This window comes from Citrobacter farmeri (assembly GCF_019048065.1).
Taxonomy (GTDB): domain Bacteria; phylum Pseudomonadota; class Gammaproteobacteria; order Enterobacterales; family Enterobacteriaceae; genus Citrobacter_A; species Citrobacter_A farmeri.
The window spans coordinates 1,984,580-2,005,495 of the sequence record NZ_CP077291.1; the positions used below are offsets into that span (position 1 = coordinate 1,984,580).

A 20,916-nucleotide genomic window follows, 5' to 3' on the forward strand; every position below is an offset into this window, starting at 1 on the left:
CAAGTTTTGATTTGATCCATTGGGAAGGGGGTGGAGCTGTCCGGCTAACGTGCGGGAACGGCATGCGGACGAACGTGATTAACAACGTCATGCCACTCACCCACAGAGTTATGCACCGTTTCTGTGGATAACCGACGACTTTTTCAGGCAGAACAATCCACTAAGAAAAAGCGCCAGAATTTTGCTTGCAAGTTAAAAAATATCTTAAATAATACTGTATATAGATACAGTTCTTGTGAGGTGTGCCATGTTTGCCCTATGCGATGTGAATTCATTTTATGCGTCCTGTGAGACGGTGTTCCGCCCCGATCTGAAAGGCAAACCGGTCGTTGTGCTGTCGAATAACGATGGCTGTGTGATTTCCCGCAGCCCCGAAGCGAAACCGTGGGTGGTCATGGGGGCACCTTATTTCAGGCAAAAAGAGGCGTTCCGGCGTCATGGGGTGGTGTGTTTCAGTTCAAATTATGAACTCTACGGCGACATGAGTAATCGGGTCATGACGACGCTCGAAACGCTATCGCCGCGCGTTGAAATTTACAGTATCGACGAGGCTTTTTGCGATCTAACAGGCGTTCGGAACTGCCGGGATCTCACGGATTTTGGCAAAGAGATCCGCAACACGGTCCTGCAGCAGACACATCTGACGGTCGGCGTGGGAATTGCGCAGACAAAAACCCTGGCCAAACTGGCTAATCACGCGGCGAAAAAGTGGCCGCAACAGACGGGTGGGGTCGTGGATCTGTCGAATCTTGAACAGCAGCGAAAATTGATGGCGGCTTTGCCGGTTGATGAGGTGTGGGGCGTTGGCCGTCGTATCAGTAAAAAGCTGACGGCGATGGGCATAAAAACGGTACTCGATCTGGCAGATACGCACATTGCGGTGATACGAAAGCACTTCAATGTTGTACTGGAAAGGACGGTGCGGGAGTTACGCGGCGAGCCCTGTCTGGCGCTTGAGGAGTTTGCGCCCGTGAAGCAGGAGATCGTTTTCAGTCGGTCATTTGGTGAGCGCATTACGGAATACGAGCAGATGCGCCAGGCGATTTGCGCTTACGCAAGCCGGGCGGCAGAGAGACTCCGGAGTGAGCATCAGTATTGCCGGTTTGTCTCAACATTCGTGAAGACGTCGCCGTTTGTGCCGAATGAACCCTTTTACAGCAATAGCGCGTCCGTGAAACTGCTGACACCGACGCAGGACAGTCGGGACATCATCAGCGCGGCCACGCGATGCCTGGATGCGGTCTGGAAAGAGGGACATCGTTATCAAAAGGCAGGGGTTATGCTCGGCGATTTTTTCAGTCAGGGCGTGGCACAACTCAATCTGTTTGATGATAACGCACCGCGTCCCGGCAGCGAGAAGTTGATGGAAGTCCTTGATACGCTCAATGCCAAACAGGGGAGAGGAACGCTGTACTTTGTCGGGCAGGGGATTCAGCAACCGTGGCAACTGAAACGGCAGATGCTTTCTCCGCGTTATACTACGCGTTTTTCCGATCTGCTGGTGGTCAGGTGATCGTCACATTCGGCATCTGTCTCTCTCCTGGGGCCGGTGAAATAAAAGGCGCCATATATGAACAATCGGGAGACAGAAAACACGGTCTCCCTTCACACGACCCGGTGTTCTATTACATGGGGAAGTTCAGCGTGAGTCCCACACCCGTTTCTTTGAGATCCACATAACGGGACAGATAAATTTTTGCAGCGAGATCGGTGCAATGACTGGGGTAAAGCGTATCAGCAGACAATGTGCTGAGATATTTTCCCGTTTCAGAAAGTAACGATTCATCGGCGTTAAGGAGATGAAAACCGCCTATTACGGAGGCGATTCGCGATTCTCCAGTAACAGATTTTGCGTACTCGATAATATTACAAATCCCGGCATGTGAGCACCCGGTGACAATGACCAGCCCGTCCTTTGTTTTGATTGCTATTGCGCTGTCGTCAATCACGTAATCAGCCGTTAACTCACCCTCGTTACTGTGCGTGTGGCCTACCGGATGTTGCGCTTCATAATGATTAAGACGGGGGATTTGCCCTAAAAAAGTGATGTCTTCTGATAATTTCAGCGGGTGTGTGGAATTAACGACATTGAAGAAGTAGTCAAAGCAGGAGGCATTATGGTTCATCCCAATGGGTTTTGAATGATAAAACTTAGGCATAAATGCGGCGGGATGGGCAATGATATCGACTTTATTTGCGGGTGGTGACGGAATTCGGTCGTAATGCTGGAACAAATGGTTTAACCCCCAGGTGTGATCGTTATGACCATGTGATAATACAATTTTATCAATACGCGTAAGGTCAATACCCAGGATCTGTGCATTTTTTAAAAAAACATCAGAGTAGCCAACATCAAAAAGAAGTTTTAGCCCTGAGCATTCAATGAAATAGCAAACGCCAGGTTCTCCAGTCAAATATCTGTCAATGTAAGTATTGTTATCTACCAGTATTGTTAATTTCATCACGCCGCATCCCATTCGGATTCAATATGTCGATTAGCGCCATTATCGAACCTTTTAATTTCCTGAAGCAAATCATAACCGGGATCTCTGTCACATAAGAGAGGGACAGACACGGTGGGTGTCCACACAGGGGGTGGTTGCACAGTGCAATGTGGTGTATAAACCATACAGAAAGTATAATTTAATACATATTGTATTAGACATGGCACACAGGAGAGTTGCACATGCACCCGGCTATCACATTAAACTCAGCGTCCCATGGGCTTCCCCCCGCCGGCCACTACTCGGCGAGTGTGACTGCAGGGGGATTTGTTTTCATCTCAGGACAACTGCCAGTCACCCGGCACGGTGAGAAAAAGGCGGGGACGTCTTTTGAGGAACAGACCAGACAAGTTCTGGAAAATGTCGATGCCTGCCTGAAGGGGGCCGGCGTATCCCGTCAGCATTTGGTTTCGGTTCGTGTCTATGTGACAGATATCAATCAATGGCCGACGTTTAATGAAATCTACGCCGAATGGATTGGTGATTTCCGTCCATCTCGTGTCGTGGCAGGGGTTGCAGAACTGCATTATGGTTCTGCCTTAGAAGTGGAAGCGATCGCGCTGGCACAATAAGCCCGATGCTTAACAATAGACAGGTGAAAAAATGACTGAAACTACACGTCCTGAATATGCTGATGTTGCCGCCGCCGCAGAGCGCATTGAAGGATACGCAAACAAGACGCCCGTAATGACCTCCCGGACCGTCAATGAAGAATTTGGCGCTGACGTTTTCTTTAAATGCGAAAACCTCCAGCGTATGGGGGCCTTTAAGTTTCGTGGGGCGATGAATGCATTACGCCAGTTTACGCCGGAACAGCGTGCAGCTGGCGTGGTGACATTTTCTTCCGGAAATCATGCCCAGGCGATCGCGCTGTCAGCAAAGCTACTGGGTATTCCGGCGAGAATCATCATGCCGCATGATGCGCCGGCCGCAAAAGTGGCGGCGACCAAAGGGTATGGCGGCAATGTCGTCATGTACGATCGCTATACGGAAGATCGTGAACAGATTGGTCGTGAATTGGCTGAAAAACAAGGATTAACGCTCATTCCTCCCTACGATCATCCCCATGTCATCGCCGGTCAGGGCACCGCAACCAAAGAGTTGATTGAGGAGGTTGGCCCACTGGATGTGCTTTTTGTCTGTCTGGGGGGCGGGGGATTGCTTTCAGGTTCAGCACTGGCAGCCCGGCAGCTCTCGCCAGATTGCACAATTTATGGCGTGGAGCCGGAAGCCGGTAACGACGGACAGCAGTCGTTTCGAAGTGGTAAAATCGTTCACATCGATACGCCAAAAACGATCGCTGATGGCGCACAGACGCAACATCTGGGGCACTATACGTTCCCTCTGATTCAAAAATACGTTAATGATATTCTGACCGTTTCAGACGATGAATTAATTGCCTCAATGAAGTTTATGGCGGAGCGAATGAAAATTGTCGCAGAGCCTACCGGTTGTCTTGGCTTTGCGGCGGCCAGGGCGAGAAAAGCGGAACTCAGCGGGAAAAAAGTCGGCATTATTATCAGCGGCGGCAATGTGGATATCGCGCGCTACGGTGAGTTTCTGGCCGGGAAATCCGTCTCGTGAGGCTGTAAACGGATAGCAATAATTATAACGGGCATCACTGTGGGAGACCGGCATGCCAAAAAACGACGAAAATTCGCTTCTCAGCCAACTTGACACTATCGCGAAGGGATTAAGCGAAACGTTTTCCCCCTTTTGCGAAGTGGTTGTTCATGACCTGAAGGATCCTGAGCATGCGATTATGTCCATACATAACAATTTATCCGGACGAGAGGCTGGACAACCGGCTACCGAGCTCGGACTGGCAAGGATTGCGTCTGCGGATTTTCCCGAAATTATTGCGAACTACGGCAATCAGTTTGCCGACGGCCGCCCGGTAAAAAGTACGTCTATTGGCATTAAGGATGAAGAGGGCAAATACGTTGCGGCATTATGCCTTAATGTCGATATGACGCTTTTCCGGGGGATGCAGAGCGCACTGGCGCGTTTTACTGAAACAGAGAGTTCTCCGGTGCGTGAACATCTTGATCCCGGTAGTACGGAAGTTATTCGCCAGCGAATCGATGATTTTGCTGCGAAACGCGCCACCACGGCTCGCGCGCTTAAAACGGAAGACAGAAAGATGTTGATCCAACAGTTACGAAAGGAGGGATTGTTAAACGTACGCAAATCCATGGATACGGTGGCACAGCATTTAGGGGTATCAAGAGCAACAGCCTACCTCTATGCGCGCCAGTCCGGGTGAATCCGACCCGGTGTGCTATAGTTTTTGGTTTCTCTTTTGGTGAGTAGACGTTTTATCAATCACTAGCCACAACAGGAACTGAAATGTGTCTCAACGCCCACCACTGACTACACGCAGGACAGCATTTTTCGCCGACACCACTGCGCTGCTCCTGTTCTTCACGACAACAGGCATTATTAATGAACGCGTGATAGCGGGTATGACGTGGGAACAGGTGCTACATGCTCGCCTCCTGGGCGCGATTCTGATGGTGCCGGTGGCCAGACCTTACGGCATATGGCGGGACTGGTTGATGAAGCGAGCCGGAGAGAATCGGATTTCCCAACTGCTATGGGACAGTATGGCGCTGGTCAGTTTCCAGGTGCCGCTTTATGCTGCGATCATTGCGTTTAGCGGAGCTTCGGGGAGCGGCTTGATCCAGGGGACGCTGGGCGCAGCCTTAATGATGCTCTTGCTGGGGCGGCCTTATGGGGCGTTTCTTAACGGGGTACGTAAACTGTTCGGTTTACCGCCGGGGGGTGACAAACCCATGTCCCTGAATAGCTGAACCCGCTCCAGACCAGGGTTGTCTCAGTCAACTGGAAAAGGAAATTACGGTATTGCGCAATATATCATCTTTGAAACATTGCGTTGTCTGAATAATAAGCAAATGAGCGGTAATCATAATAGAAAAACGCCCACAGCTATTGCAGGGGGAATTTGAGTTATGTATTATCCCCGCCCGGTTCTGATGATGAGTAGATTCTCAATCAGAAATAATAACCAGCAGACCGCCATTAGCTCATCTGGAAGAGCGAACGACTTTTGTTGTAGGGAACGGGGTTCGAGGCCTCGATGGCGGCCCAAATTTGAAGGCCCAGACGTTTGTCTGGGCCTTTTTACTTTCTCCACGTGCTTGCCGGGATCAAAGCCCTTCCGTCACAATTTTTGCGGCGGCGGCCAGAATATCTTTGCGTCCTTTGGCATCCTGCTGCGGCTGGGTAAAGTAAGTCACGAGGATCAGCGGCGCACGGTCTTCGGGCCAGATCACTGCGATATCATTCGTGGTGCCATAATCGCCGCCCCCGGTTTTATCGCCAACCACCCAGCTTTCAGGCAGTCCGGCACGAATGCTCTGGCCGCCGGTTGTATTCCCTTTCAACCATGCGACCAGCTGTGCGCGCTGCATATCTGCCAGCGCATTACCCAGCGTCAGCTTGTGCAGACTTTTTGCCATCGCCAGTGGCGATGTGGTATCGCGTTCGTCACCCGGAATGGCAGTATTCAGTTCGGGTTCTGTCCGATCCAGACGAAACGTGGCGTCGCCAATTGAACGGGCAAAGGCCGTGACGTTGCCGGTACCGCCCAGATGCTCAAGCAATTTATTCATTGCCGTATTATCGCTGTATTGCAGAGTGGCAGCACTTAGCTCCGCTAATGTCATCTCTTTATTGACCTGTTTTTCCGTCACCGGATTCCAATTCGTCAGATCGGTTTTTTTGATGGTCATTTTTTGCTGCAAAATATCGTGTTGAGTTTCGCTTTGTTTCAATACTGCGGCGACGACAATTGTCTTACTGGTACTGCACATCGCAAAACGCTCGTCAGCGCGATAAAGAATTTGTGAACGATCGGCGGTATTAATCAGCGCAACACCGAGTCGACCACCTGATTGTTTTTCTAATGCAGCCAGTTTTTGTTGAACCTGGGGGGGAGTCGCCTGCGCACGGGCCGAAAGCAGCGAACTGCTGGCAAAGAAAACGAATGCGGCGGTGATAAGTAACGTCTGATGGAATCGTTTTTTTAGCATAAATAACGTCCTTGATAATCAGTGAATTGGATCGATAAGTGCGCTTTTATTTTTTCCACTCAGGCAGACGAATTAAAGGCGCAGGATATCATTGCGGTGCCAGGACTATCCGCTATCAGCGCTTGCTTAACAAGCGAGAAGAATTTACCCTGGAATAAAGAAAATCTTATGAGTCTGTATTATGCGTTCTAATCTTCCACTCAATGCGCTACGCGCCTTTGAAGCTTCGGCTCGCCACTTGAGCTTTACACGTGCGGCAATGGAACTCTGTGTCACGCAGGCAGCCGTCAGCCAGCAGGTGCGTATCCTGGAAGATCGCCTGAACAGAGAACTTTTTAAACGTCTGCCCAGAGGGCTGGAGATGACGGATGAGGCGCAGGCGCTGTTTGCCGTCCTGACCGACGCCTTTGGCCAAATCGACACCATTTTCCGTCAGTTTGAGGGCGGAGAGTATCGTGAAGTGCTCTCGGTCGCCGCGGTCGGTACCTTTGCCGTTGGCTGGTTATTGCCGCGCCTTGAGCAATTCCGACAGGCGCATCCGTTCGTTGAATTGCGCTTGCGCACAAATAACAACGTCGTCAATCTGGCGGCTGAGGGGCTGGATTTTGCTATCCGCTTTGGTAGCGGTCAGTGGCCCGCCACTCATAACGAAAGGCTGTGTGAAGCTCCGCTGACCGTCCTGTGCAGGCCCGAAACCGCGCAACGACTTAGCCAACCCGCCGATCTGTTGCACGAGAATATTCTGCGTTCATACCGGGCAGATGAATGGGAAAGCTGGTTTGCTGCGGCAGGCGTGACGGCGGAACGGATCAATGGCGCCGTTTTTGATTCCTCGCGCCTGATGATTGAAACGGTCATCCATACCGGCGGCGTGGCCCTGGTTCCGGCAATGATGTTCACCAGAGAACTGGCTGCCGGACAACTCGTTCGCCCCTTTGCGATAGAGATCAATATGGGCGGCTACTGGCTTACCCACCTGAAGTCGAAACCGATGACGCCCGCGATGGAGATATTCCGCGACTGGATCGTGAAAATGGTATAAACGGGAGCCAACAGACGGACTCCCGTTTGCGGCTCAGCGGACTACCAGCACAGGGCAGTGCGCATGGCGCACGACGGCTGCGGCGGTAGAACCCAACAGATACGTTGAGATACCGGGGCGATGTGAAGCGATGATCACCAGGTCAGCACTGACGGCATCCGCCAGTTTCAGGATTTGATCCTTCGGGGGACCGTATACCACATGTTTTTCTATCCGGCCTTCGGGGATATCGAATTGCTTCACAATCTCGTCGAGTTTCTGTGATGCTTTCGTCTGCAGTCCATTTTTATCCGGGAGTTCGCCAGAGTAGGCGAGCCCCAGGGAAGCATAAAAGGGGACCGAGGGAATGACCGACAGAAAATGGACTTTCGCCGTTTTGGCGTGAATTTGGACCTGAGGAATAAGTTGCCGGGTGAGATCGGCTTCTGAAATATCAATGGGCACCAGAACAGAACGATACATAGTCATTACCTCCTGTTTTTTGTCTCCAGTTGCAGTATATCGAATCTACGTTTTGCATAAAAAGTGACCAGATCAAGTTTCCATCATTTACGCGCAACGGTGTTGAATAAACTGAATTGTTATATTATAACATTTCATCTTATTCACATGATTGAGGGTACGACGTTGGCGATTCATTGGAAAAAATTATCAGTCTCTCTGGGAATGCTGTGGGTCAGCAGCTATGCCTTTGCCCACGGCGATCACGCGCATGGCCTGCCGTTGACAGAAATGGAACAGAAGGCGGCGGAAGGCGAATTTGCCGACAGCAATGTCAAGGACAGGGCGCTCACCGACTGGGACGGTATGTGGCAATCCGTTTATCCTTATCTGGTCAGCGGCGAACTGGATCCGGTTTTTAAACAGAAAGCGGAAAAGGAGAAGGGTAAAACAGCGGAAGAGGTGAAATCCTACTACCGGAAAGGCTATGCGACGAAGGTCGATACGATTGGTATCGAAAATGGCGTGATGGAGTTCCATACCGGTAAGCAGGTTGCTTCCTGTCGGTATGACTACGCCGGATATAAGATCCTGACCTATACATCAGGTAAAAAAGGGGTTCGCTATCTGTTTGAATGTAAGGACGAAAACAGCAAGGCGCCGAAGTTCGTGCAGTTCAGCGATCATATCATCGCGCCGCGCGCGTCGAACCATTTCCACCTTTTCATGGGCAATATCTCACAGCAGGCGCTACTGGAAGAGATGGATAACTGGCCAACCTACTATCCTTATCAACTCAAGGCGCAGGCCGTGGTGGATGAAATGCTGCACCACTAAATTCAGGTTCAGCCCGCTGCTTGTCGGCGGGTTTTCCATCACGTTAAAGTGGGGCTGTGCAAAAAATGACACGATAACGGATGGGACGATGACACTGATGATGCCGGATACGCTCCGGGAACAACTGGAAAAGACGAAGGCCATTATTGCGCGGATTCTGGAAAGCGACCTGCTCGCCATTCATCTGTACGGATCTGCCGTTGAGGGTGGGCTAAAACCCTACAGCGATATTGATTTGCTGGTTACCACGCGCGCGCCGCTCACGACGGTACAACGAGAAGCGCTTATGCAGGAACTACTGTTGGTATCCGCCCCGCCAGGCACGTCAATGCTCTGGCGGGCGCTTGAGGTAACGGTTGTGGTATATGCCGATGTGGTTCCCTGGCGTTTTCCTCCCCGGCGGGAGATGCAGTTTGGCGAGTGGCTGCGCGAGGATATTCACGCGGGGAAGTATGAACCTGCGCAGCAGGATGGCGATCTGGCGATTTTATTAACCCAGGCGCGCAATGCCAGCATTGCCTTAACCGGCGAGCGTGCGGATCGGCTTTTTGAGCCTGTACCGGAAAATGACATTCGGGAGACGTTCCGCCAGACGTTGACGCTCTGGCAGGACAGTAGCGATTTGCAAGGCGATGAACGCAATATCATTTTGACCCTGGTGCGGATCTGGTACAGCGTGGCGACGGGGGGCTTTACCGCGAAAGACGGCGCGGCAAACTGGTTACTGCCTCATCTGCCGGGTGAACACGCATCTCTCCTTGCGACAGCGCGGCTCGACTATCTGGGCCAGGTAAGCGTTGACTGGGCAGAGGCTATGCCTGCTGTCTTGCGTTTTGTTTGTTATGCAAAAGCGAAAATAACCGAACAGTTATCACTCGTGGATAAATGATTGCCGTATTTCACGCACCATTATTGTCGAGGTAGAAGAATCGCTGATAATAAAAAAGGCAGATCGCTCTGCCTTTTTTCCAGGAGTCTTCTTAGTGAAGCGTTTACTTCGACTCTTCAGCTTCCGGTAATGTGACGTTAAGTTCGAGAATGGAAATATCGCCGTCTTTTTGTTCAAGCTGAACGGTGACCATTTCCGGATCAATTTGTACATACTTACAAATGACCTCAAGAATATCTTTACGTAACTGCGGTAAATAATGCGGCTCGGCGTCACTACGACGACGCTCGGCGACAATAATCTGTAATCGCTCTTTCGCGATGTTCGCTGTACTCTTTTTCCGCGAGAGAAAAAAATCCAGTAATGCCATAACTTATCCTCCGAACAGGCGTTTGAGGAAACCTTTCTTCTCTTCGTCAATGAAGCGGAAAGGACGTTCTTCTCCCAACAGACGGTCTACCGTATCGGCATACGCTTTACCTGCGTCCGCATTGATGTCCAGAATGACCGGTTCACCCTGGTTAGAGGCGCGCAGAACAGACTGATCTTCCGGGATAACTCCGACGAGTTTGATGCGCAGGATTTCCAGTACATCTTCCATACTGAGCATGTCGCCCCGGTTGACACGGCCTGGGTTGTAGCGCGTCAACAGCAGATGTTCTTTAATCGGATCTTCACCGTTCTCGGCGCGGCGAGATTTAGACGCCAGAATGCCCAGAATACGATCGGAGTCGCGCACCGAGGAGACTTCCGGGTTAGTGGTGATGATCGCTTCGTCAGCGAAATAAAGCGCCATCAGCGCGCCGGTTTCGATCCCCGCAGGGGAGTCGCAGACGATAAAATCGAAATCCATCGCTTTCAGATCGTCGAGGACTTTTGCAACGCCTTCACGCGTTAACGCGTCTTTATCGCGAGTCTGGGAGGCTGGAAGAATGAAGAGATTTTCAGTGCGCTTGTCCTTGATGAGCGCCTGATTGAGCGAAGCATCGCCCTGAATGACGTTGACGAAATCATAAACAACCCGACGCTCACACCCCATAATGAGATCGAGGTTACGCAGGCCGATATCAAAATCAATAACGACAGTTTTCTTTCCCTTCTGGGCCAAACCAGTAGCGATGGCCGCGCTGGAGGTGGTTTTGCCAACGCCCCCTTTACCCGAAGTAACTACAATAATGCGTGCCATAGAAATTCCTTGTTAAAAAGGGATCAATTCAACGGTTGAACTGTCAAAGCGTTATCTGCCAACTGTAGACGTGCCGCTTTGCCATAAAATTCTGCTGGGATTTTATCACTCAGCCAGTAAACACCTGCGATAGACACCAGTTCTGCCGTCAGGTGGGTACAGAAAATTTGCGCTTCCCGGTCACCACTTGCCCCTGCCAGCGCGCGACCTCTCATCATGCCATAGACATGGATATTGCCATCGGCGATCAGCTCAGCGCCAGCGCTGACGTGACTTGTAACAATCAGATCACATTGTGGTGCATAAATGCGTTGACCGGAACGAACCGGTATATCAATAAATCGCGTTTTTGTGACGGGAGTAGCGTTTTGCACTACAGCGGCGGGAGCAACGGGTTCTGCCGGCGCGGAACGCGCCACTTTCTCTTTACCTTCAGTGAGTAAAGGAAGGCCCATTTGGTCGATTTCGGCTTTCAGCCGGGCATCTTTGCAACCGCTGACGCCAACAATACGTAACCCCGTCGACGCCACGACCTTCTGCAACTGCGGCCAGTTCACCGGCGTATCAAGGCTACTGACATTCACCACCACAGGAGCGTGTTTTAAAAAAGCAGGAGCCTGAGCGATTTTGTCTTCTAACGCCTGACGAATAACCTCGGGTTCTGCTTCATGTAAATGAACCACTGACAAGGTGAAGCTACTGCCTTTAAGTTCGATGGGCGTGTTTGACATCCTGGCCTTACTCAATTTGCTATTTATCATCCCCGATGTGGAGTGATATTCCGAAGTCCAGAAGGCATGTTATAGTCACTATTATATTGAGGCAAGTCGCCATCCGTTTAATTCAGAGTAAAATGTATGTTTTGTGTGATCTACAGAAGTGCTAAGCGTGACCAGACCTATTTGTATGTCGAAAAAAAAGACGATTTCTCACGCGTGCCTGAAGAACTGATGAAAGGATTTGGTCAGCCACAGCTGGCAATGATATTGCCGCTGGACGGAAGCAAAAAGTTAGTCAATGCCTCGCTGGATAAAGTAAAACAAGCCTTAACGGAGCAGGGATATTATTTACAACTGCCGCCACCGCCCGAAGATTTATTGAAACAACATCGTTTCAATGCCACACAAAAAAATCCAGAAGTCGATAAATAAACGGTACCCGGCGTCATGCCTGTCGGTGCCATTCCTGAAGTCAACGATGACAAATTAGGGGAAAATGAATGTATCAACATCATAACTGGCAGGGTGCGCTGCTTGACTACCCGGTAAGCAAAGTGGTGTGTGTGGGCAGTAACTACGCCAACCACATTAAAGAAATGGGTAGCGTCACACCGGATGAGCCGGTGCTGTTTATCAAGCCGGAAACCGCTCTGTGCGATTTGCGCCAGCCGCTGGTCATTCCGACGGACATGGGCTCAGTACACCATGAGGTCGAGCTGGCGGTATTAATTGGCGCGACGCTACGTCAGGCGACCGAAGAACATGTTCGTAAGGCGATCGCCGGATATGGCGTGGCGCTCGATCTGACGTTACGTGATATTCAGGGCAAAATGAAGAAGGCTGGACAACCCTGGGAGAAGGCAAAAGGATTCGATAACTCGTGCCCGCTGTCCGGGTTCATTCCTGCTGCGGAATTTAATGGCGATCCGCAGGCGACACCGCTGGGCCTGACCGTCAATGGCGACGTTCGCCAGCAGGGCACGACGGCAGATATGATCCACAAAATCGTCCCCTTAATCGCCTATATGAGCAAATTCTTTACCCTCAAAGCCGGCGATGTCGTGCTGACCGGCACTCCGGAAGGCGTCGGGCCACTCACCAGCGGCGATGAGCTGGTGGTCAATTTTAACGGTCATTCCCTGACGACCCGCGTCCTGTAACACCGGCTTGCCGCCTTTTTGGGCGGCAAAACTTGCATCAGCGTGCCAGACTGGTTATAAGGTGCAGCTTTATAGCAATGGCGGATACCCTGATGAGCGATTTACCTTTCTGGCAACGTAAAACCCTGGATGAAATGACCGATGCCGAATGGGAGTCGTTATGTGATGGCTGCGGTCAGTGCTGCCTGCATAAGCTGATGGACGAGGATACCGACGAGATCTATTTCACCAACGTTGCCTGTCGTCAGCTCAATATTAAAACCTGCCAGTGCCGCAACTACGAACGTCGCTTCGAGTACGAGCCTGACTGCATCAAGTTAACGCGTGATAATCTGCCAACCTTTGAATGGTTGCCGATGACTTGCGCCTATCGACTGCTGGCGGAAGGGAAAGGGCTACCGGAGTGGCATCCGTTGCTGACGGGATCGAAAGCGGCAATGCACGGCGAACGAATTTCGGTACGCCACATTGCCGTAAGAGAGTCAGAAGTGCATGACTGGCAGGATCACATCCTGAACAAACCTTCATGGGCGGATTAAAGTTTACGCGACAGATAAAAAAACGCTCCCGGCCGGGAGCGTTTGAGATTAACGACCGAACAGATCGCGTCTTTTCGGTTTAAGCGGCTGGACAAGCAGGACCAGAACCGCGATGACCAGATAGGCCGCAAAAATGCCCAGTAACCATTGCGGCATTTCCAGCGATAAAAATTCCCACTGACGCTCAGCGCAATCCCCGGAGGCAACAAACACCTGCGGCAACCATTTATCCAATGGCAACCAACTGGGGAAGCGCGCCATGAAATCACAGGTCATGAAGGGAGAAGGGTGCAACTGGATCATGGTGTGTTCCCAGGCCAACTGCACACCACGCCAGGCACTGTAGATCCAGATGATCAGCGCCACGTAGCGCAACGGCGTTTTAGGCGCAATAGCCCCGACCAGTCCGGCCCCCATGATGCCGAACAGTGCGCAGCGCTCATAGATACACAGCACACAGGGCTTAAGCAGCATAACATGCTGGAACCACAGCGCGACCAGTTCAAGCGCCAGGGCAGTAAAAGCCATTAATAACCAGGCACCCCGACCCCGTGAGCACTGGTTTAAATATCGCAACATAATAATTTCCCTGCAACATGCGTAGACACGGCAGTGTAAACCAATTCGATCACCGCGCCACCAGGAGAAACTTAAATATTGTGTAATCGGATAAATATCATGCAAAAAGGCAAACCGGGCAGTGAAATGCCCGGTAAGTTGTTACGAAAGTGTAGCTAACCAGCCGCTTTGCGTCATCCACTCGGTCAGCGGCGTCAGGGTAAACTCAACACACAGCAGACCGACCAACGTCAGCACGATCGTATACGGCAGCGCCATCCAGACCATCCGACCATAGGAGAGGCGAATCAGCGGGGCCAGTGCGGAGGTGAGCAGGAAGAGGAACGCCGCCTGACCATTTGGCGTCGCCACGGACGGCAGGTTAGTCCCGGTGTTGATCGCCACCGCCAGCAGTTCGTACTGTTGCAGAGTGATAGCGCCGCTTTCCATCGCCGCTTTGGCCTCGTTAATGTAGATCGTACCGACGAAAACATTATCGGAGATCGACGAGAGCAGACCGTTGAAGAGATAGAACAGGGTCAGTTGCGCGTGCTCCGAGGCCTGCAACACAAACTGAATAATCGGTGAGAAAAGGTGCTGGTCGATGATCACTGCCACAATCGAGAAAAAGACGGTCAGCAGCGCGGTGAAAGGCAGAGATTCGGTGAACGCCTTGCCAATCGCATGTTCATCGGTCACGCCGGTCAGCGAGGTGGCGAGGATAATGACGCTCAGACCGATCAGCCCCACTTCCGCCAGATGCAGCGCCAGGGCGATAACCAGCCAGACGCCGATAATGGCCTGAACGATCAGCTTTAAACGCTCCTGACGGCTGCGCTGCTGGCGGCTTTGGTCGTCAAACTGCTGCAATACGTCACGCACTTTTTCCGGCAGCGTTTCGCCATAGCCAAACCAGCGCAACTTCTCAACCAGTACGCAGGTGAGCAGGCCGCAAATCAGTACCGGAACGGTGACCGGCGACATTCGCAGGAAGAAGTCGCCAAAATGCCAGCCGGCGGCTTTGGCGATAATCAGGTTCTGCGGTTCGCCCACCATCGTCATCACGCCGCCCAACGCGGTTCCCACTCCGGCATGCATCATCAGACTGCGCAGGAAGCCACGGAACTGTTCGAGTACCGTTTTATAGTGCTGATCGATATGGCTGTCATCAAGAATGTCATGATCGTCAGCGCGGGAAGAGGCTACGCGGTGATAAATGCCATAGAACCCGACGGCGACGCTTATCACCACCGCCACAACGGTCAGCGCATCAAGGAAGGCGGAGAGGAAGGCCGCCGCCACACAAAACGCAAGTGACAGCAGCGTTTTGGAGCGAATAGTCAGCAGCAGGCGGGTAAAAATGAACAGCAGCAACTGCTTCATAAAATAGATGCCAGCAACCATGAACATCAGCAGCAGCAGGACTTCCAGGTTATTTGCCACCTCTTCACGAACATGCGCGGCGCTGGTCATTCCAATCATAACGGCTTCAATTGCCAGCAAACCGCCTGGCAGCAACGGGTAACACTTCAGGGCCATCGCCAGTGTGAAGATGAATTCCGCCACCAGCAACCAGCCCGCAACAAATGGATTGATGATGAAAATCAGTGGATTAACTATCAAGAAGGTCAGTAGTGCGAGCTTGTACCAGTCTGGCGACTGGCCTAAAAAGTTGCGCCAGAACGCGCGGCCCCATGAGAGTTCCATTATGGTTTCCCTTACCTTATTTATTGAAATGATGTTTTTATGGTTAGCCACAAAGAGTAACGGTCAGCCGGAAAGCAGGCAAGCCTTTAACCCCCGACCGCCCGTGTTATCAAGAAAATGAAGCCTTGATCCACTTTTTCTTCACTGTGTCTGCTATCAGGCGTGTACCCCGTCTGGTATGATGAGTGTAACTATGTTTTGCTGTGTAATGGAAATCTCACTATGGTCATAAAGGCGCAGAGCCCGGCGGGTTTCGCGGAAGAGTACATCATTGAAAGTATCTGGAATAACCGCTTCCCCCCTGGCACTATCTTGCCTGCAGAACGAGAACTCTCGGAACTTATCGGGGTGACTCGTACCACGTTACGTGAAGTGCTGCAGCGTCTGGCGCGAGACGGTTGGTTGACCATTCAGCATGGCAAACCGACGAAGGTGAATAATTTCTGGGAAACCTCCGGGCTGAATATTCTTGAAACGCTGGCGCGTCTCGATCACGAAAGCGTCCCGCAGTTGATCGACAATTTGCTGTCGGTCCGGACCAACATCTCCACCATCTTCATTCGCACCGCGTTTCGTCAGCATCCTGACAAAGCGCAGGAAGTGCTGGCGACCGCACAGGAAGTGGCCGATCACGCCGATGCGTTTGCCGATCTCGATTACAACATTTTTCGCGGTCTGGCGTTTGCCTCAGGCAACCCGATTTATGGCCTGATCCTGAACGGGATGAAAGGGCTGTATACCCGCATTGGCCGTCACTACTTTGCCAATCCGGAAGCGCGTAGCCTGGCGCTCGGTTTCTATCATAAGCTGTCGCAACTGTGCTTACAGGGCGCGCACGACCAGGTGTACGAAACGGTGCGTCGTTATGGCCATGACAGCGGCGAGATCTGGCACCGGATGCAGAAAAACCTGCCTGGCGATTTAGCCATTCAGGGCCGTTAAACGCGAACCCCCTCATGATGAGGGGGTTTTTGTTTACAGGCTGTTCATTCTGGGTGGACAGCGCTCCAGCAGTTCCACGCTCCCGTCCTCGTTTTGCTGTTCCAGCATCACATCAAATCCCCACAGCCGATGCACATGCTTGAGCACTTCTTTGCGTCCTTTATCCAGCGGCGCGCGATTATGCGGGATATAGCGCAGGGTGAGGGAGCGATCGCCCCGCAGATCCACGTTCCAGACCTGAATATTCGGCTCAACGTTGCTCAGATTATATTGCGACGAGAGGCGGTTGCGGATTTCACGATAGCCTTCTTCGTTGTGAATGGCGGAGATCTCCAGATAGTTATGCCGATCGTCATCCAGCACCGTAAAGAGGCGGAAATCGCGCATCACTTTCGGTGACAGGAACTGGCTGATGAAGCTCTCATCTTTGAAATCACGCATGGCAAAATGCAGCGTTTCCAGCCAATCGGAGCCGGCGATATCCGGGAACCAGTACTTATCTTCTTCCGTCGGCGACTGACAGATACGCTTGATGTCCTGGAACATGGCGAACCCCAGGGCGTAAGGGTTTATTCCGCTGTACCACGGGCTGTTATAAGGCGGCTGGAATACGACGTTGGTGTGGCTGTGTAAAAATTCCAGCATAAAACGTTCGGTGACTTTTCCCTCGTCATACAGGTGGTTCAGAATGGTGTAATGCCAGAAGGTAGCCCAACCTTCGTTCATCACCTGGGTCTGTTTTTGCGGATAAAAATACTGGCTGACCTTGCGCACAATACGCAGGATTTCGCGTTGCCATGACTCCAGCAGCGGGGCATTTTTTTCCATAAAGTAGAGCAGGTTCTCCTGCGGCTCTGAAGGATAGCGCCGCGCTTCGGCGACCGTCTTCTCTTCCTCTTTCTTCGGCAGGGTACGCCACAACATATTCACCTGGCTTTGCAGATACTCTTCGCGACTCTGCTGGCGGGCCTTCTCCTCCTGGAGGGAGATTTTCTGTGGGCGCTTATAGCGGTCAACGCCGTAATTCATCAGTGCGTGGCAGGAGTCGAGTAATCGCTCAACTTCGTCCACGCCGTATCGTTCTTCGCACTGGGTAATGTAATTACGCGCGAAGATCAGGTAATCAACAATAGAGCTGGCGTCAGTCCAACTGCGAAACAGATAGTTATTTTTGAAGAAGGAGTTATGTCCATAGCAGGCGTGCGCCATCACCAGCGCCTGCATGGTAATGGTATTCTCCTCCATCAGATAGGCGATACACGGGTTGGAGTTAATCACAATCTCGTAGGCCAACCCTTGCTGACCGTGCTTGTACAGTCGTTCGGTCTCGATAAATTTTTTGCCAAACGACCAGTGAGGATAGTTAATCGGCATCCCGACGCTGGAGTAAGCATCCATCATCTGCTCGGAGGTGATGACCTCAATCTGGTGCGGGTAGGTATCCAGTCTGTAGAGTTTCGCCACCCGGTCTATCTCTGCCAGATAGACATCCAGCAGATCAAACGTCCAGTCTGGTCCATCGCTCAACCGTGTGGTGTCCTTGTTCATGGAATCAATCGTAGCCATTCGCGCACCCTCATTGTTGGCGGCGCTCTCTGTGTGGAGCACCTCATTTCAAGCATAGAACACCCTGTTAAAAACCGTGTCAGTGGAGAAATATTTTCTTTGCGATTTCCGCTGGCCGACCCGCCATATTTTGCATACATGACAACATTTTATGCTGGATAAAAATAACCCACAGCAGGAGATCCCAAAGCAGTGAGTTCAATGTTTCCCGTGCCATATGTGAGATGTGTCACCATAAAAAAGCCATATGTTGAATAATATTTTCATCTGAGTTATCAAGATGTAATTAGATGATTGTTCTTTTACTGTTACTGTTAACGGAGTGGCTATGCGAGTTGTCATACTGGGAAGTGGTGTCGTTGGCGTGACCAGCGCCTGGTATCTGAGTCAGGCTGGACATGATGTCACCGTCATCGATCGTGAACCTGGCCCGGCGCTGGAAACCAGCGCGGCGAATGCGGGGCAGATCTCTCCGGGCTACGCTGCGCCCTGGGCGGCACCGGGTGTACCGCTGAAAGCGATTAAATGGATGTTTCAGCGCCATGCGCCGCTGGCGGTTCGCCTGGACGGGACGCAGTTCCAGTTAAAATGGATGTGGCAGATGCTGCGTAATTGCGATACCAGCCATTACATGGAAAACAAAGGGCGGATGGTGCGTCTCGCGGAATACAGTCGTGACTGCCTGAAAGCTCTGCGTGCATCGACCGGTATCCAGTATGAAGGGCGGCAGGGCGGCACGCTGCAACTGTTCCGTACCGCACAGCAGTATGAGAACGCCACCCGGGATATCGCCGTGCTGGAAGACGCGGGCGTGCCGTATCAGTTGCTGGAAGCCAGTCGACTGGCAGAAGTCGAGCCGGCACTGGCTGAAGTGGCGCACAAACTGACCGGTGGCTTACGTTTGCCGAATGACGAAACCGGCGACTGCCAACTCTTTACCCAACGTCTGGCGCAGATGGCCGAACAGGCAGGGGTTACGTTTCGCTTCAATACGCCCGTGGATAAATTGCTTTGCGAAGGCGAGCAGATATACGGCGTGAAATGTGGTGATGAGATTGTTAAAGCCGATGCGTACGTTATGGCGATGGGATCTTACTCCACGGCGATGCTGAAAGGGATTGTCGATATCCCGGTCTATCCGCTGAAAGGCTATTCGCTGACGATTCCGGTGGCGGAAGAGGACGGCGCACCGGTTTCGACTATTCTTGATGAAACCTACAAAATCGCCATTACCCGTTTTGACCAGCGTATCCGCGTGGGCGGCATGGCAGAAATTGTCGGCTTCAATACCGAATTACTTCAGCCGCGTCGGGAAACGCTTGAGATGGTGGTTCGCGATCTCTACCCGCGCGGAGGGCATATTGAACAGGCGACATTCTGGACCGGACTGCGCCCGATGACGCCAGACGGTACGCCGGTAGTGGGGCGTACCCGTTTCAAAAATCTGTTGCTGAATACCGGGCACGGTACGCTGGGATGGACGATGGCCTGTGGTTCAGGGCAGTTGCTGAGCGACATCCTGTCGGGGCGTACGCCTGCCATTCCGTATGACGATCTGAGCGTGGCGCGCTACCACGCTGGCTTTACGCCTTCCCGTCCCCAACATCTGCACGGCGCACATAACTAAGAAGGACGCGAGATGACCCGCCCTATATTGGCCAGCCTTGACCTACAGGCGATGAAACAGAACCTGAACATTGTGCGTCAGGCCGCACCGGACGCGCGCGTCTGGTCGGTGGTGAAAGCCAATGCGTATGGACATGGCATTGAACGTATCTGGAATGCGCTGGGCAACACCGACGGTTTTGCCCTTCTGAATCTTGAGGAGGCGGTAACCCTGCGCGAACGCGGCTGGAAAGGGCCGATCCTCATGCTGGAAGGGTTTTTCCATGCGGAAGATTTGGCGCTGTACGACACCTGGCGTTTGACCACCTGCGTTCACAGCAACTGGCAGCTTAAAGCGATTCAGAATGCAAAGCTGAAGGCACCGCTGGATGTCTACGTGAAGGTTAACAGCGGCATGAACCGTCTGGGCTTCCTGCCGGAACGGTTGCAAACCGTCTGGCAGCAATTGCGCGCGATGCCGAACGTCGGAGAGATGACGCTAATGTCGCACTTTGCTGACGCTGAGCACCCTGACGGGATCCGCAATGCGATGGAACGTATCGCGCTGGCAACGAAAGGGCTGGAATGCCGCCGGTCACTGTCAAACTCTGCGGCCACGCTGTGGCATCCCGATGCACATTTTGACTGGGTGCGACCGGGCATCATTCTTTACGGCGCTTCGCCGTCAGGCCAGTGGCGCGATATCGCCAATACCGGCCTGAAGCCGGTGATGACGCTCAGCAGCGAAATCATTGGTGTGCAAACGCTGAAGGCGGGGGATCGCGTCGGCTATGGCGGGCGCTATACCGCCAGAGGCGAACAGCGCATTGGTATCGTGGCGACAGGTTATGCTGACGGCTATCCGCGCCATGCGCCGAGCGGAACGCCGGTACTGGTAGACGGTGTCAGGACCACGACCGTGGGAACCGTGTCGATGGATATGCTGGCGGTGGATTTGACGCCATGCCCACAGGCGGGGATCGGAACGCCGGTGGAACTGTGGGGCAAGGAGATCAAAATTGATGACGTGGCAAAATCAGCGGGAACGGTGGGGTATGAACTGATGTGTTCCCTGGCGCTGCGTGTTCCTGTTGTGACGGTGTAACTTATTATGTTGCCGGATGGCGGCGCGATGCGCCTTATCCGGCCTACAGCAAACGTTATGC

23 protein-coding genes and 1 tRNA gene are annotated in these 20,916 nt (G+C 52.3%); 15 read left to right on the top strand and 9 right to left on the bottom strand.

All coding sequences use genetic code 11. The features are described from left to right. Positions 1-247: 247 nt before the first annotated feature. Positions 248-1,513, top strand: a complete 1,266-nt coding sequence (locus tag I6L53_RS09375; protein WP_042318525.1) for a Y-family DNA polymerase — start codon at positions 248-250, stop codon at positions 1,511-1,513. 112 nt (positions 1,514-1,625) lie between these two features. Here I6L53_RS09375 and I6L53_RS09380 read toward each other — a convergent pair whose 3' ends face one another. After that, positions 1,626-2,462: an MBL fold metallo-hydrolase gene (locus tag I6L53_RS09380; RefSeq protein ID WP_042318527.1), complete on the bottom strand. Its 837-nt coding sequence runs from the start codon at positions 2,460-2,462 to the stop codon at positions 1,626-1,628. 224 nt (positions 2,463-2,686) lie between these two features. Between I6L53_RS09380 and I6L53_RS09385 the strand changes: the two genes are divergently transcribed. The 5 genes from I6L53_RS09385 to I6L53_RS09405 all read left to right on the top strand — a co-directional run bounded on the left by I6L53_RS09385 (position 2,687) and on the right by I6L53_RS09405 (position 5,615). Beyond that, on the top strand, positions 2,687-3,076 hold the full coding sequence (locus I6L53_RS09385; protein WP_042318528.1) for a RidA family protein: 390 nt from the start codon (positions 2,687-2,689) through the stop codon (positions 3,074-3,076). 31 nt (positions 3,077-3,107) lie between these two features. Further along, positions 3,108-4,088 carry a threo-3-hydroxy-L-aspartate ammonia-lyase gene (locus tag I6L53_RS09390; protein WP_042318529.1) on the top strand — a complete coding sequence of 327 codons (981 nt, stop codon included), beginning with the start codon at positions 3,108-3,110 and terminating at the stop codon, positions 4,086-4,088. A gap of 52 nt (positions 4,089-4,140) precedes the next feature. Continuing rightward, complete coding sequence (locus tag I6L53_RS09395) at positions 4,141-4,770, top strand: helix-turn-helix transcriptional regulator (protein ID WP_042318530.1); 630 nt, start codon at positions 4,141-4,143, stop codon at positions 4,768-4,770. Between the two features lie 85 nt (positions 4,771-4,855). After that, the gene (gene alaE, locus I6L53_RS09400; RefSeq protein WP_042318532.1) at positions 4,856-5,317 is read left to right on the top strand and encodes an L-alanine exporter AlaE; all 462 of its coding nucleotides are present in this window, start codon (positions 4,856-4,858) and stop codon (positions 5,315-5,317) included. Between the two features lie 223 nt (positions 5,318-5,540). After that, positions 5,541-5,615 (top strand) — tRNA-OTHER (locus I6L53_RS09405). Positions 5,616-5,674: 59 nt separating this feature from the next. On the opposite strand, the gene bla is transcribed toward I6L53_RS09405, so the two are convergent. Further along, complete coding sequence (bla, locus tag I6L53_RS09410) at positions 5,675-6,559, bottom strand: CdiA/SED family class A beta-lactamase (RefSeq protein WP_042318533.1); 885 nt, start codon at positions 6,557-6,559, stop codon at positions 5,675-5,677. Between the two features lie 181 nt (positions 6,560-6,740). Here bla and sedR point away from each other — a divergent pair, with 181 nt between their 5' ends. Next, positions 6,741-7,601: a beta-lactamase transcriptional regulator SedR gene (gene sedR / locus I6L53_RS09415; protein WP_042318535.1), complete on the top strand. Its 861-nt coding sequence runs from the start codon at positions 6,741-6,743 to the stop codon at positions 7,599-7,601. Between the two features lie 33 nt (positions 7,602-7,634). Here sedR and uspF read toward each other — a convergent pair whose 3' ends face one another. After that, on the bottom strand, positions 7,635-8,063 hold the full coding sequence (gene uspF / locus I6L53_RS09420; RefSeq protein ID WP_042318536.1) for a universal stress protein UspF: 429 nt from the start codon (positions 8,061-8,063) through the stop codon (positions 7,635-7,637). A gap of 147 nt (positions 8,064-8,210) precedes the next feature. Between uspF and zinT the strand changes: the two genes are divergently transcribed. Together zinT and I6L53_RS09430 are read left to right on the top strand one after the other, a co-directional pair. Then, complete coding sequence (zinT, locus tag I6L53_RS09425; RefSeq protein ID WP_167382392.1) at positions 8,211-8,879, top strand: metal-binding protein ZinT; 669 nt, start codon at positions 8,211-8,213, stop codon at positions 8,877-8,879. An 88-nt stretch (positions 8,880-8,967) separates the two neighbouring features. Continuing rightward, positions 8,968-9,768, top strand: a complete 801-nt coding sequence (locus I6L53_RS09430; RefSeq protein WP_042318692.1) for an aminoglycoside nucleotidyltransferase ANT9 — start codon at positions 8,968-8,970, stop codon at positions 9,766-9,768. Positions 9,769-9,871: 103 nt separating this feature from the next. Here the strand turns inward: I6L53_RS09430 and minE are convergent, their stop codons facing one another. The 3 genes from minE to minC are packed head-to-tail and all read right to left on the bottom strand — an operon-like array spanning position 9,872 to position 11,685. After that, positions 9,872-10,138, bottom strand: a complete 267-nt coding sequence (gene minE / locus I6L53_RS09435; protein WP_001185666.1) for a cell division topological specificity factor MinE — start codon at positions 10,136-10,138, stop codon at positions 9,872-9,874. A 3-nt stretch (positions 10,139-10,141) separates the two neighbouring features. After that, positions 10,142-10,954, bottom strand: coding sequence for a septum site-determining protein MinD (gene minD / locus I6L53_RS09440; RefSeq protein ID WP_042318537.1), 813 nt, complete (start codon positions 10,952-10,954; stop codon positions 10,142-10,144). A 23-nt stretch (positions 10,955-10,977) separates the two neighbouring features. After that, positions 10,978-11,685: a septum site-determining protein MinC gene (gene minC / locus I6L53_RS09445; RefSeq protein ID WP_042318538.1), complete on the bottom strand. Its 708-nt coding sequence runs from the start codon at positions 11,683-11,685 to the stop codon at positions 10,978-10,980. A gap of 126 nt (positions 11,686-11,811) precedes the next feature. Here minC and I6L53_RS09450 point away from each other — a divergent pair, with 126 nt between their 5' ends. From I6L53_RS09450 to I6L53_RS09460, 3 genes are all read left to right on the top strand, one after another. Continuing rightward, on the top strand, positions 11,812-12,105 hold the full coding sequence (locus I6L53_RS09450) for a YcgL domain-containing protein (protein WP_042318540.1): 294 nt from the start codon (positions 11,812-11,814) through the stop codon (positions 12,103-12,105). A gap of 68 nt (positions 12,106-12,173) precedes the next feature. Beyond that, on the top strand, positions 12,174-12,833 hold the full coding sequence (locus I6L53_RS09455) for a fumarylacetoacetate hydrolase family protein (protein WP_042318541.1): 660 nt from the start codon (positions 12,174-12,176) through the stop codon (positions 12,831-12,833). 92 nt (positions 12,834-12,925) lie between these two features. Continuing rightward, entirely contained in the window at positions 12,926-13,372 is a 447-nt protein-coding gene (locus tag I6L53_RS09460; protein ID WP_042318693.1) for a YcgN family cysteine cluster protein, read from the top strand. A gap of 48 nt (positions 13,373-13,420) precedes the next feature. Here the strand turns inward: I6L53_RS09460 and dsbB are convergent, their stop codons facing one another. Continuing rightward, positions 13,421-13,951, bottom strand: a complete 531-nt coding sequence (gene dsbB, locus I6L53_RS09465; RefSeq protein WP_042318542.1) for a disulfide bond formation protein DsbB — start codon at positions 13,949-13,951, stop codon at positions 13,421-13,423. Positions 13,952-14,092: 141 nt separating this feature from the next. After that, entirely contained in the window at positions 14,093-15,637 is a 1,545-nt protein-coding gene (gene nhaB / locus I6L53_RS09470) for a Na(+)/H(+) antiporter NhaB (protein ID WP_042318543.1), read from the bottom strand. Between the two features lie 222 nt (positions 15,638-15,859). On the opposite strand from nhaB, the gene fadR reads away from it, so the two are divergent. Then, a complete protein-coding gene (gene fadR / locus I6L53_RS09475) occupies positions 15,860-16,579 on the top strand; it encodes a fatty acid metabolism transcriptional regulator FadR (protein WP_042318544.1) in 720 nt (239 codons plus the stop codon). Positions 16,580-16,612: 33 nt separating this feature from the next. Here the strand turns inward: fadR and I6L53_RS09480 are convergent, their stop codons facing one another. Continuing rightward, positions 16,613-18,145, bottom strand: coding sequence for a SpoVR family protein (locus I6L53_RS09480; RefSeq protein ID WP_042318545.1), 1,533 nt, complete (start codon positions 18,143-18,145; stop codon positions 16,613-16,615). A 328-nt stretch (positions 18,146-18,473) separates the two neighbouring features. Here I6L53_RS09480 and I6L53_RS09485 point away from each other — a divergent pair, with 328 nt between their 5' ends. Both I6L53_RS09485 and dadX read left to right on the top strand, forming a co-directional pair. Next, a complete protein-coding gene (locus tag I6L53_RS09485) occupies positions 18,474-19,772 on the top strand; it encodes a D-amino acid dehydrogenase (protein ID WP_042318547.1) in 1,299 nt (432 codons plus the stop codon). Between the two features lie 12 nt (positions 19,773-19,784). After that, complete coding sequence (gene dadX / locus I6L53_RS09490; RefSeq protein ID WP_042318549.1) at positions 19,785-20,855, top strand: catabolic alanine racemase DadX; 1,071 nt, start codon at positions 19,785-19,787, stop codon at positions 20,853-20,855. Positions 20,856-20,916 lie beyond the last annotated feature (61 nt).

Bases quoted from the DNA above. Each gene is read 5' to 3' on its own strand.
- I6L53_RS09395 (WP_042318530.1), top strand. From the start codon at position 4,141: ATGCCAAAAAACGACGAAAATTCGCTTCTCAGCCAACTTGACACTATC.
- I6L53_RS09380 (WP_042318527.1), bottom strand. From the start codon at position 2,462: ATGAAATTAACAATACTGGTAGATAACAATACTTACATTGACAGATAT.
- I6L53_RS09375 (WP_042318525.1), top strand. From the start codon at position 248: ATGTTTGCCCTATGCGATGTGAATTCATTTTATGCGTCCTGTGAGACG.
- I6L53_RS09450 (WP_042318540.1), top strand. From the start codon at position 11,812: ATGTTTTGTGTGATCTACAGAAGTGCTAAGCGTGACCAGACCTATTTG.
- zinT (WP_167382392.1), top strand. From the start codon at position 8,211: ATGATTGAGGGTACGACGTTGGCGATTCATTGGAAAAAATTATCAGTC.
- I6L53_RS09460 (WP_042318693.1), top strand. From the start codon at position 12,926: ATGAGCGATTTACCTTTCTGGCAACGTAAAACCCTGGATGAAATGACC.
- minC (WP_042318538.1), bottom strand. From the start codon at position 11,685: ATGTCAAACACGCCCATCGAACTTAAAGGCAGTAGCTTCACCTTGTCA.
- minE (WP_001185666.1), bottom strand. From the start codon at position 10,138: ATGGCATTACTGGATTTTTTTCTCTCGCGGAAAAAGAGTACAGCGAAC.
- I6L53_RS09390 (WP_042318529.1), top strand. From the start codon at position 3,108: ATGACTGAAACTACACGTCCTGAATATGCTGATGTTGCCGCCGCCGCA.
- dadX (WP_042318549.1), top strand. From the start codon at position 19,785: ATGACCCGCCCTATATTGGCCAGCCTTGACCTACAGGCGATGAAACAG.
- I6L53_RS09480 (WP_042318545.1), bottom strand. From the start codon at position 18,145: ATGGCTACGATTGATTCCATGAACAAGGACACCACACGGTTGAGCGAT.
- I6L53_RS09385 (WP_042318528.1), top strand. From the start codon at position 2,687: ATGCACCCGGCTATCACATTAAACTCAGCGTCCCATGGGCTTCCCCCC.
- nhaB (WP_042318543.1), bottom strand. From the start codon at position 15,637: ATGGAACTCTCATGGGGCCGCGCGTTCTGGCGCAACTTTTTAGGCCAG.
- uspF (WP_042318536.1), bottom strand. From the start codon at position 8,063: ATGTATCGTTCTGTTCTGGTGCCCATTGATATTTCAGAAGCCGATCTC.
- fadR (WP_042318544.1), top strand. From the start codon at position 15,860: ATGGTCATAAAGGCGCAGAGCCCGGCGGGTTTCGCGGAAGAGTACATC.
- bla (WP_042318533.1), bottom strand. From the start codon at position 6,559: ATGCTAAAAAAACGATTCCATCAGACGTTACTTATCACCGCCGCATTC.
- dsbB (WP_042318542.1), bottom strand. From the start codon at position 13,951: ATGTTGCGATATTTAAACCAGTGCTCACGGGGTCGGGGTGCCTGGTTA.
- minD (WP_042318537.1), bottom strand. From the start codon at position 10,954: ATGGCACGCATTATTGTAGTTACTTCGGGTAAAGGGGGCGTTGGCAAA.
- sedR (WP_042318535.1), top strand. From the start codon at position 6,741: ATGCGTTCTAATCTTCCACTCAATGCGCTACGCGCCTTTGAAGCTTCG.
- I6L53_RS09455 (WP_042318541.1), top strand. From the start codon at position 12,174: ATGTATCAACATCATAACTGGCAGGGTGCGCTGCTTGACTACCCGGTA.
- I6L53_RS09430 (WP_042318692.1), top strand. From the start codon at position 8,968: ATGACACTGATGATGCCGGATACGCTCCGGGAACAACTGGAAAAGACG.
- I6L53_RS09485 (WP_042318547.1), top strand. From the start codon at position 18,474: ATGCGAGTTGTCATACTGGGAAGTGGTGTCGTTGGCGTGACCAGCGCC.